We start from the raw sequence: 12006 nt of genomic DNA, 5'->3' as shown, positions 1-12006 counted from the left end.
CAGGAGATATTAAGATGGACACAGTTAAGTAGGTCAGGCAGAATAAATGTCACTAGTGAGGAGAAGTATGGGGTAAAAGGTATAGAGTAGCTTGAATTACCCATTACCTAATACCCATTAAGACCAATCCAAATCCAGTGATCTTTAATTACGCCCGCTTATTTAGCTTTGGTACGAAGAGTAGCGAAAGCGAATTCTGACAACGCCGCTACTCTTCATGGTTGGGGTAACTATCAGGTGTGTGCTACTTGGTTCGTACCCAAGTACACCGCCTAGTTACCCATTTCTTAGATAGGCTCTACAACGAAATCTGATGCGTCGAACGCTCCGGGAAGTACCCCTTGCAAAACTGCTAGGGTTTCGGATTGAGCAATAGTAACGCCTTCAGTCAGAACGTAGATCCGAGTACTAGCTGTAGCAACACCACCAACAGTGAGATTGATGCGCTGGAAACCTAGATCCTCAAATTCCAGAGCCTCAAGCAGTAAGTAGTCAGTACCATTTTGGAAGTCGGTGATCCAGTCGCCAGCAGGAACAGGGATGATTGGCTCACCGGATTGGGGTGGCTCGAATTGATATTCTGCATAATTCAATTGGAAGAAATCAGTACCAGCACCACCGGTTAGCGTATCGCGTCCGGTTTGGGTTTCTGAGTCTTCGCCACCGTAGAGAACATCATTGCCACCACCACCGATAATGCGGTCAACGCCAGCGCCACCATCGATGAAGTCATCGCCCGCGCCGCCATTAATCACATCATTGCCAGCAAGAGATTCATCTACACTAAAGTCACCGTAGATGGTGTCATTGCCACCAAGACCATTGAGGTTGTCAGCATCTTCGCCACCATCGATGAAGTCACCTTCAATACCTCCTGTGATGGTTTCTAAGCCAGCACCACCCAAGAGGGTGCTAATACCTGCACCACCATCGATAACGTCATTGCCGTCACCGCCATCGAGGTAGTCAATACCGTCTCCACCCAGGAGGGAGTCATCACCGGCATAGCCATAGAGAGTGTCATCACCATCGCCACCGATGAGGGTGTCATTACCGCCCGAAGCCAAGGTGTCAGCTTCGCCGTAAAGGGTATCATTGCCCGCACCACCATCAATGTAGTCAGCACCACCCGAAACCGAACCTTCTGTGTCGTCGCCGTACAGTGCGTCATCATAGAAGCTACCAATTAGGGTGTCATTGCCAGCACCGCCCTGGGCAGTATCTTCAAAGCCACCATAAATCCAGTCTGCACCCGCGCCACCATCAAGGAAATCTTTCCCATCAAGTCCATCTTCAGCGTCCGCACCGCCGTAGATGGTGTCATTGCCGCCATCACCAAATACTGAGTCTTCGCCTTCTCCGCCAAAGAGTCTGTCAGCACCAGCTCCACCAAACACAGTGTCCTTATCGAATCCGCCATCGATGAAGTCATTGCCAGCATCACCATATAGCTCGTCCTCACCGAACTCCCCCAATATTCTGTCGGCACCATCTCCACCAAACACGGTGTCTTTATCATCTCCACCGAAGATCGTGTCATTACCGCCTAAGCCAGATAAGAGGTCTTCTTTACCAAAGCCGCGAATCGTATCAGCATTATTAGTGCCGGTAAGGGTATCGTTTTCCGGTGTTCCGTTTCTTACTGCCATAAGTTAATCCTTGTTTTCAAAACACAATTTTTCTAGCTAACTTGAACGGGCTGGATGCACGATACAAGTCTTGCTAATTAGTTGTTGCAATTCTCACCACTCCCCCCTCTCCCAAAATTAGAAGAGGGGGTCATAAAAGCATGGTGAGAAGATATTGCAGTAGTTCGTTAGACATACTCCCAATCACTCCATGAGTAAACATTTGCAAATCAACTTTTTTTGATTTGGCAACTTTGTATAGGCAACAGCACAAAAATGGACAATTGTAGCCTCTCAAAACAATTAGAAGCAATCATTTAAGAATGCCAAAACATTGTGTAGTCACACGTTTTCGCGGCCCACTTTCTTGGCGTTATCTTTTACAAACTTATAACTCGCACGAAGAATGAAGCGAAGGCTAAGATTCTGCCTTAAGCTAAACATGATTTCTGCCGAAAACAAAATATGCGTCAACCTTATTTGGTGATGCAAACTCGCTGTCGTGCATGTGCAAGCTGAGAATTCAGGCCCAACAGTAAATAAATCATGACGGCAGAATTACTTTATCTACCTGATTTCTCTAAACAATCCAAATTTGCATAATTATGTTTTTGCAGTTAGGTTTGAAATCGATACACAACTGAAACATTAGCCGAGAGCCGAGAGCCGAGATTGATGATGGGAACTATAAACTTTTAATTAGATCACGTTCAGGCAAAAATATTACCTGTCAAGATAATGATCTTTTGTATTAGTAGTTGCACTAAGAATAGTAAATTTACGCTTTTATACGAGAAACAAAAGTTTGCTAAGTTTTTGCTAAGTGCCAAAGTTTCCACTCCGAACTTTCAAAAACCTCTTACTCGATAAAAACTTGTCACTGCATCTGATGATCTTTATGAAGCCTGATTAATAAGCATAATCGAATTTATGCCTGTATTACATATATTCACATAGGGATTTATCTCTGTCAACATAGGTATACAAAGTTGTACCTAAAGATAGATAACAGAGATGCTTGAAGAATATTTTGTAACATTTCATACCAATTCCCCAGAATTTTTTCTTCTGAAAAAGAAAAATATTGTACAAATTTTGCCGAAATAGACCAAAATCAACGCGTGTCTAACTATTAAGTAAAAACGACAATTCCACGCAGACTGACAAGACAGGAAAAATCCCTTCTAAAAGAACCATATAGGTTTTTGTTAATTAAAGTATTTACCTGATAGCAAAAAAGTAGGCTATGTTTAGGTTTACTTTATGCCAATCCTGGAAAATTGCTGAAGTATTACTTAATAGATATTATTGAATTTTGCTTAACCTTCAACATATTCTCAGCTTTATAGTGAGAATGCAAGGACAGTTAAGACAGTTAAGACAGTTAAGTAGACAGCAATCAAGAAATAAATAGATAGGCATAAATAAACATAACTACTCACTGTCCGCGTAATCCAGAAAGAGTTAGATGAGATAAGGGATTGCGGGCAAGCAAGCGAGTGTTTTCACCAACCATTATTCAACCATTATTCTGTTAAAAAAATCTTGTGTGTCATGTAACGCTTTAATGATGAGCGTGAGGAATGGCACATTTACTTCAATTTGGATATAGCAAAGGTGACCCTAGCCTACCCCAGGTAAAATTAGTGATCGGTTAGTGAGATGCCTACGCCGGGCTACGCCTACGCTCTTTTTATCAGGTGCGTTAAGCTACTGTTAACGCACCACTTTCACCCGAAAACTACTTGGGCAAAACTTGCCGTAGTGCTGCTAAAAGTTGATCAACACTTTCCTTACGACTATTAAAGCCCATCAATCCGACGCGCCAGACAAGACCCGCTAGTTCGCCAAGACCACCGCCAATTTCAATATTATGTTCATTGAGTAACTGTCGAGCGATCGCTTTACCATCTACCCCTGCTGGAATGCGGACAGTGGTAAGCGTTGGTAGCCTATACTCTTGCTCAACGTGCATACTCAGTCCTAAGTTTTCCAACCCTTCCCAGAGATATTCTACGTTTTTCTGATGGCGCTGCCAGGAGTTTGCTAACCCCTCTTCTGCAAGTAAACGTAGTGCTTCCCGCAATGCATAGTATAAATTAATGGGTGCTGTATGGTGATAGGTGCGTTCAGCGCCCCAATACTTACCCAGTAACAACATATCCAAATACCAGTTTGCAACCTTTGTTGGGCGCTGTTGCAATTTTTCAACTGCACGCGCACTCATTGTAAAGGGCGAAGCGCCAGGCGGGCAACCCAACCCTTTTTGGCTACAACTATAAGCTAGGTCAACTCCCCAAGCATCTAAAAACAAGGGAACGCCACCCAAACTCGTCACCGTATCTACCAGCAGCAAAGTGCCAAATTCCCGACATAAATCAGCGACCCCTTCCAACGGTTGACGTGCACCGGTGGAGGTTTCGGCATGAACTAAAGCTAAAATAGCTGGACGATGAGTTTCTAGGGCAGTTTGGAGTTCATCGAGGTTGAAGACTTGTCCCCAAGGTTTGGTAATGGTTCGCACATCTGCGCCATAACGCCCAGCCATATCCACGAGGCGATTACCAAAGTAACCAGCCACACCAATCAAAACCACATCACCAGGTTCAACAGCATTAGCGATGGTTGCTTCCATTGCGGCTGTTCCCGTACCGCTGACTGCAATGGTGAGTGGGTTTTCTGTTTGCCATACATAGCGTAGCAACGACTGAATTTCATCCATGAGTGCGAGAAAAGCTGGGTCAAGATGCCCAACAGGTGAAGTATTCATCGCTTCGAGAACTGTGGGATGGGCATTCGATGGGCCTGGCCCCAACAGCAGACGGGATGGGATTTCTAGAGGTGTGAGTTGCAAGCGCCCAGAGTCGTTGATTGAAATTGTTTGCGTCATAAACTGTCTTCGCCTAGACGATACTTACCGCATCATAGAGCGAACGCATCACCGATGTTTTAGTGAATCTGTCATTTGCCAGAAGATGCGATTACAGCAAAGTATTACAGTGATTCGAACAAATGTGTGAGAGTATACTTATTCACTTACCCGGAGACATAATTATGGTTTTTGCTGGCAAACGACCAAATAATTTAGGTATTAGCAATGGTAAATTAGCACCCTGCCCTAATTCTCCTAACTGTGTTTCTAGTCAGAGTACAGATGCAAGCCACAAAATTGCACCACTGACATTTACATCTACTCCAGAAGAAGCGATTACTAATCTCAAAAATGTTATTCAGTCCTTACCGAGAACCAAAATCATTACCGAAAGCCAAGACTATTTATATGCAGAATTTAAAAGTGCCTTGCTGGGATTTGTGGATGATGTAGAATTCTATCTAGACCGGAATGCCAATGTTATCCAAGTGCGTTCAGCTTCACGTTTAGGTCAGAGCGATTTGGGTGTTAATCGTCAACGGATAGAGACAATTAGAGCCAAGTTAAAGTAAGTAAGCTGATGCGCGTCTAAAGTATATAAACACTCTTGATAGTCGTTAACTGTTGACTGTTGACGGTTAACAGTCATCAGTCATCAGTCATCGGGTAAATGTACAAATTAAATGCGTAACAGCTTATTAACTTTACTTTTTAGGTCGACTTTATCCATTTTTTCGCAATGTGATACTCCTGCAAAGTCGCTGCAAGAATGCCTAAGCTAAAATCTCTGTGAGACGATAGTTTTACAAAAAGGCAGGAGGCACAGCTAAAAGCCTTTTCAAATCTCGTTTCCAGCAAGAGGCTGGAAATGCACTTCAATTGCGGCTCTGCCGCCAGCAAGAGAGGCGGAGTCTCTAAAACGGCATTCCCAGTCAAAGACTGGGAACGAGACAATATCTAAAAGCTGCTTCTAGGCTGGCTTTTACGTTAAGTTGACACCAATGGGCACTGCCGTGCCCCTACCGCTGTACTCACGAACGAGAACCGCTTTATATAGCGTTCTTCCTCCTCCCGCCTCGTAAATTTGTACTTATACTATTTCAATTGATGATTGCAACACATCCTTGGGTAAAGACGCGATGAATCGCGTCTCTACAAATGGTCTATTTGTCGCATTCTTTTTTAAAATTGGTATTAGACCAAATTTCTAAAACTACTAGGATAAACGGCAATCTTGCTATCCCTCAAATGCTTTAGGGATTACTTTGCAAACTATATTTATACACCGTTGCTATCGGCGTTAATTATCCTGCCAGTGGAAGTTTTATATAAACGACGCTTAATTCGCTTACCCGTAAACACTGGTGACGAAACAGACCTGTGCTTGATAAAGGGGGTTGGGGAATCTCTTATGCGTAAGTCCTCTGAGTTAGAAAAAGCTGATTTTTGGGCAGACTACTTTTAATAAATAGCTGATTTAACAAGAGTTGATCAAGTATGAATACAGTAGTTGAGCCGATGGACAAGCTTTTGAACTATCGAATTAACGAGCAACTTTATGCAGGCTCTAGAACGTTAGTTTACCGTGCAATTCGAGAGGCCGATCAACTTCCGGTGGTAATCAAATTGCTCCAGCAGGAGTATCCCAGCTTCAACGAACTGCTGCTGTTCCGTAATCAGTACACTATCGCTAAAAATATTGACCTGCCTGGTATTGTTCATCCCTATAATCTGGAACCTTACCACAACAGCTATGCTTTGATAATGGAGGATTTTGGCGGTATTTCCCTCAGAGATTGGATAAACACAAGAATTGGGAGCAACCAATATACTCTGACAGAGTTTTTGGACATTGCGATCGCTATGAGCAATATTCTTGACGGGCTATATCGCCATCGGGTTATCCACAAAGACATCAAGCCTGCCAACATCCTGATTAACCCGGAAACCAAGCAAGTCAAGTTGATTGACTTTAGTATTGCCTCTCTTTTACCTAGAGAAACCCAGGAAATTCATAGTCCTAATGTTTTAGAAGGTACCCTCGCCTACCTTTCCCCAGAACAAACCGGGCGGATGAATCGCGGAATTGACTATCGCAGTGATTACTACTCCCTTGGTATTACCTTCTATGAATTGCTGGCTGGACACCTACCCTTCCAGTCTAATGATCCGATGGAGTTGGTTCACTGTCATATTGCCAAGCAACCAGATCAATTAGAAGGCAAGACGGAAGAAGAAATTCCGCAAGTTCTTTGTGACATTGTGATGAAACTGATGGCGAAAAATGCTGAAGACCGCTATCAGAGTGCATTAGGGCTGAAATTCGATTTAGAACAATGCTTGGAGCAATTGAAGAACACGGGTAGAATTGAGAGTTTCCCAATTGCACAAAGGGATATTTGCGATCGCTTTATTATTCCAGAAAAACTTTACGGCCGCCAAGCCGAAGTTCAAAGCTTACTGGATGCCTTTGAGGAAGTCTGTCAGGGAAGCACTGAAATTATGTTGGTAGCAGGCTTTTCTGGGATTGGCAAGACTGCTGTGGTTAACGAAGTCCACAAGCCAATTGTGCGACAACGGGGTTATTTCATTAAAGGTAAATTTGACCAATTCCAACGCAACATACCTTTCTCTGCCTTTGTGCAAGCCTTCCGAGACTTAATCAGGCAACTACTGAGTGAAACTGATGCCCAATTCGAGTATTGGAAGTGCAAAATTCTCTCTGCTTTGGGTGAAAACGGACAAGTAATGATTGAGGTGATTCCAGAACTAGAAAGTATGATTGGGAAACAGCCTCCTGCGCCGGAACTCTCTGGGAGTGCAGCCCAAAATCGCTTCAATCTGCTGTTCTTAAAGTTCACTCAAATCTTTACTGCACCAGAACATCCATTGGTAATCTTTATTGATGATCTGCAATGGGCAGATTCTGCTTCTTTAAAGTTAATGCACTTGTTAATGAGCGAAGCTAAAATCGGCTATTTACTATTAATTGGTGCCTATCGAGATAACGAAGTCAACCCAGTACATCCGCTGATGCTGACTTTGGAACAGATTCAGAAATTGGGCGCTAGAGTTAATACGATTATCTTAGCTCCCCTTGATAAAACATCCGTCAATCATTTGGTTGCAGATACATTTAGTTGCTCACTGGCGTTAGCTACACCGTTAACAGAATTGGTATTGAACAAAACCAAAGGCAATCCTTTCTTTAGCACCCAATTTCTCAAAGTGCTACATCAAGATCAACTTATTACATTTAATTTTGATGGTGGTTATTGGGAATGTGATATTGCTCAGGTGCGAGCTATCGCTCTTACTGATGATGTAGTAGAGTTCATGGCAATTCAACTACAAAAGTTATCAACAAAAACTCAAGAAGTCTTGAAATTAGCAGCTTGTGTGGGAAACCAATTTGATTTAGCGACATTAGCGATAGTCCATGAAAAATCCCAGGTGGAAACAGCCGCAGACTTTTGGAAAGCGTTGCAATATGGGTTGATTATCCCTATCAATGAGGTCTACAAATTCTACCAAGATGAGTCAGAATTTAGAATTCAGAATTCTGAATCTAAGCAACACAATTTGCCTGATTCCTGTTATTACAAATTTCTCCACGATCGTGTTCAGCAAGCTGCTTATTCCCTAATTCCTGAATCTCAAAAAAAAGCTACTCATTTAAAAATTGGGCGATTACTGTTAAAGAATACGTTACCTGAAGTAATTGAAGCCAGTATTTTTGATATTGTTAATCAGCTAAATGAGGGAATTGACATAATTGATGAACAACCTCAGAAATATGAACTAGCTCAACTAAATCTAATTGCTGGCAAGAAAGCTAAAACTTCTACTGCTTATAGAGCAGCCGTTAAATATTTCACATTGGGCAGAGAATTACTAATAGAAGAAAGTTGGCGAACTAACTATCAACTCACGTTTGAATTATATCGAGAATCTGCGGAATCAGAATATTTTACTGGTGACTTTAGCCAAGCAGAGACATTATTTAACTTGGCATTAAATCATACCCAAGATAAATTTGAAAAGGCTGGTATTTATGCTATCCAGATGTACCTGAAAATGACTCAGGGTGAAAATATCGAAGCTAGTATTGAATCTGGACTGAAAGGTTTGAGCATCATGGGGATGCATTTGCCTGTTACTTTTGAAGAACAGCAAGCTATCATCGAAACTGAACTTCAAGAATTAAAAGCCAAACTTGTAGCAATTCACACAGCAGATTTATTCAATTTGCCTGAAATGACAGATCCAGAGAAGAAAGTCTGCATGGGACTTTTAGCAGACCTTTGGGCAGCAGCTTATATGGGAGGAGATCAACATCTCAGTTATTTGGCTCCTCTATTAATGATCAGTTTATCATTGAGATATGGCAATGCAGAAAGCTCTGGTTTTGCTTACTGCTTATATGGGATGAATCTGGCAAATCAAGGAAGTTATAAAACTGCCTATGAGTTCGGTAAGTTGGCACTAAAACTTGATCGTCACTTTAATAGCACTCAATTTATATTTAAGACCAATAATATCTTTGCACACACCATTAATCCCTATAATGAGCATTTAAAAACGAATTTATCACTTTCACAGCAATCATTCCAAATATGCCAAGAGACTGGAAATTTGGTGTTTGGCGTTTGGGCAGTTTCGTTTCTGATTTGGGCGATGTTAATTAAGGGCGATCGCCTATCAGATGTCTACGCAGAAACGGAGAAATATCTGGGCTATGTCCAACAAGTAAATGATGCCAATATGCTGTATGCGTTTACTTTACAGCGGCAGTTTCTACTGAACCTACAAGATATATCTAAAAAAACTCATTTATTAGATGATCACAATGACAAAGATATTGCCTATATAGAAGTATGGAGACAGAAGAATAACTTTGAACATGGGATTAATTGGTATTGCTTTCTCAAAATCCAATTGTCGTATCTTTATGGTCGCTACGAAGATGCAGTTATAGCGGCAGAAGAAGCTGAGAAAACCCTAGCTTCTAACTCTGGCTTCTTTCCAATTATTCAGTATCATTTCTATTATCCGCTCAGTTTATTAGCCCTTTATCCCAATGCGACATTAGCGAAGAAAAACCAGTATTGGGACATTATCCGAGAGCATCAACAAATCCAAAAAAACTGGGCAGATAATTGCCCACAAAACTTTCTGTATCGATATCTATTGTTATCTGCTGAAATAGCAAGAATTTCTGGCAAGTATATGGATGCAATCGAGTCATACGATCGCGCCATTGCTAAAGCCAAAGAAAATGAATACGTCAACGAAGAAGCTCTTGCCAATGAACTTGCAGCCAAGTTTTATTTAGAATGGGGCAAAGAACGTATTGCCCAAGAGTATTTAATTAATGCTTACTATTGCTACACACGCTGGGATGCTAAAGCTAAAGTCGATGACCTAGAACAGCGTTACCCACAGTTGCTAGCCCCCATCCTACAACAAACGCGTTCACGAAGTGACTCTGAAAGAGTATCGCCACTCACAATTAGTCACACGATCGCAAATATTGACAGCATTGCTACCTTCCACCCAAGCATTCACAAATCAGTAGCATCTAGCAGCAATACATCAGTAATTTTAGATTTAGCCACAGTTCTCAAAGCATCTCAGACTCTCTCCAGTGAAATCGAACTGGGAAAATTACTTACGAAGCTGTTACAAGTGGTGATTGAAAATGCTGGAGCAGATAAGTGTGCGTTACTACTGCTCAAAAAAGGTAAATTGGTAGTTGAGGCGACTGCTGAAATTGGGCAGCAATCAACCATGCTACAGTCCGTTTTTGTGGAAGATAGCGCAGATGTTCCCCATAGCCTAATTTATACAGTTAAACGCAGCCTGCAAACTACAATTATCCTTGATACAACAGTGCATCCGGCGCTGATAGCTGACCCCTACATCATTCGTCAGCAACCCAAAAGCTTGCTGTGTACGCCGATTTTGTATCAAGGCAAACTGTTGGGGATTTTGTATTTAGAAAACAATCTTACTATTGGGGCGTTTACCAGCGATCGCGTCGAAATTCTCAATCTGTTATCTACTCAAGCTGCAATCTCCCTGGAAAACGCCCAACTTTATCAGCAAGCACAAGATACTCTAAAAAACCTTGGACAGACCGAACAATTTTTGCGGTTAATTATCGATAATATTCCCCAGTCTGTTTTCTGGAAAGACCGCAATAGTGTTTATTTAGGCTGTAACCAGAAATTTGCTCAAACTTACGAGAATGGAGTGTCTGAAAGTGTTATTGGTAAAACAGATTACGACTTTTCCTGGACTCGTGAGGAATCAGATTCTTTTGTAGAGTGCGATCGCCGCATTATGGAGTCTGGACAAGCTGAACTCAACATTATCGAAACTGTGCAGAAAGCAGATGGAAAACAAATCTGGTCGAATACAAACAAAATTCCCCTACGAGATAGAGAAGGAAACGTTTTTGGTATCCTTGGCACTTCTGAAGACATTACCGAATACCACCAAGCACAAAAATTATTGCAACAGCAAAAGCAACAATTAGAACAAGCATTACAAGAACTCCAAGCAATGCAATTGCAATTAGTACAGGGTGAAAAAATGTCTGCTCTTGGTAATTTGGTAGCAGGTGTTGCCCATGAAATCAACAATCCTGTCGGCTTCATTGCTGGCAACATTGAACCAGCCAAAGATTATATCAAAGATTTGTTTGGATTAATTAACCTTTATCAACAAAAGTTTCCAGATCCCGGCTCAGATATTCAAGATGAAATTGATGCCATCGATTTAGACTATTTACGGGAAGATTTACCTAAGTTGCTGGACTCGATGAAACTGGGTGTTAATCGTATCCGCAGTATTAGCACTAGTTTACGAACCTTCTCCAGAGCAGACAAAGATTACAAAGTGCCCTTTAATATTCACGAAGGCATTGACAGTACTATTTTGATTTTGAGACATCGTTTAAAAGCCAACGAAAACCGTCCAGAAATTGTGGTGGTAAAAGACTATAGCAAATTACCCTTAGTAGAATGCTTTGCTGGACAACTCAATCAGGTATTTATGAATTTGTTAGCAAACGCGATTGATGCACTTGAAGAATACAATACAGAGCGCAGTTTGGAAGCCATTCTAGCTAACCCGAATTGCATCACTATTCAAACCCGTGTTGCAGACTCAGGTGGGCACATTTTAATTAAGATTGCCGACAACGGAGTGGGGATGTCACCGGAGGTAAAGCAACGAGTATTTGACCATTTATTCACTACCAAGCCAGTAGGAAAAGGCACAGGGTTAGGATTAGCGATCGCTCGTCAAATTGTGGTTGAAGGACATGGTGGTTCGCTCTTCTGCACTTCCGAACTTGGACAAGGGACAGAGTTTGTCATCCAAATTTCTACTCAACAACATTAATTAAGTAAAAACAAATCTTACTTTTGCATTTTTACTTTGAAATTTTAACTTTTAGTAAGGCGATAATGATGCTGAAATTACGGAAACGCTGGTTGG

At 41.7% G+C, this 12006-nt stretch carries 4 protein-coding genes; 2 read left to right on the top strand and 2 right to left on the bottom strand.

Translation table 11 applies throughout. The features are described 5' to 3' along the window. Positions 1-287 precede the first annotated feature (287 nt). Positions 288-1649, bottom strand: a complete 1362-nt coding sequence (locus H6G92_RS14400; RefSeq protein ID WP_190894362.1) for a calcium-binding protein — start codon at positions 1647-1649, stop codon at positions 288-290. A 1720-nt stretch (positions 1650-3369) separates the two neighbouring features. Continuing rightward, complete coding sequence (locus H6G92_RS14395) at positions 3370-4518, bottom strand: alanine--glyoxylate aminotransferase family protein (RefSeq protein WP_190894361.1); 1149 nt, start codon at positions 4516-4518, stop codon at positions 3370-3372. A gap of 164 nt (positions 4519-4682) precedes the next feature. Here H6G92_RS14395 and H6G92_RS14390 point away from each other — a divergent pair, with 164 nt between their 5' ends. Both H6G92_RS14390 and H6G92_RS14385 read left to right on the top strand, forming a co-directional pair. Beyond that, a complete protein-coding gene (locus H6G92_RS14390; RefSeq protein WP_190894360.1) occupies positions 4683-5072 on the top strand; it encodes a DUF1499 domain-containing protein in 390 nt (129 codons plus the stop codon). 925 nt (positions 5073-5997) lie between these two features. Further along, complete coding sequence (locus H6G92_RS14385) at positions 5998-11910, top strand: trifunctional serine/threonine-protein kinase/ATP-binding protein/sensor histidine kinase (RefSeq protein WP_190894359.1); 5913 nt, start codon at positions 5998-6000, stop codon at positions 11908-11910. The last annotated feature ends 96 nt before the right edge of the window (positions 11911-12006 follow it).

It is taken from the genome of Nostoc foliaceum FACHB-393 (assembly GCF_014698505.1).
Classification (GTDB): Bacteria; Cyanobacteriota; Cyanobacteriia; order Cyanobacteriales; family Nostocaceae; genus Nostoc; species Nostoc foliaceum_A.
This window is presented reverse-complemented; position numbering and strand designations above follow the sequence as displayed.

Coding starts and splice junctions, on each gene's coding strand:
- H6G92_RS14385 (WP_190894359.1), top strand. CDS start 5,998: ATGAATACAGTAGTTGAGCCGATGGACAAGCTTTTGAACTATCGAATT.
- H6G92_RS14390 (WP_190894360.1), top strand. CDS start 4,683: ATGGTTTTTGCTGGCAAACGACCAAATAATTTAGGTATTAGCAATGGT.
- H6G92_RS14400 (WP_190894362.1), bottom strand. CDS start 1,649: ATGGCAGTAAGAAACGGAACACCGGAAAACGATACCCTTACCGGCACT.
- H6G92_RS14395 (WP_190894361.1), bottom strand. CDS start 4,518: ATGACGCAAACAATTTCAATCAACGACTCTGGGCGCTTGCAACTCACA.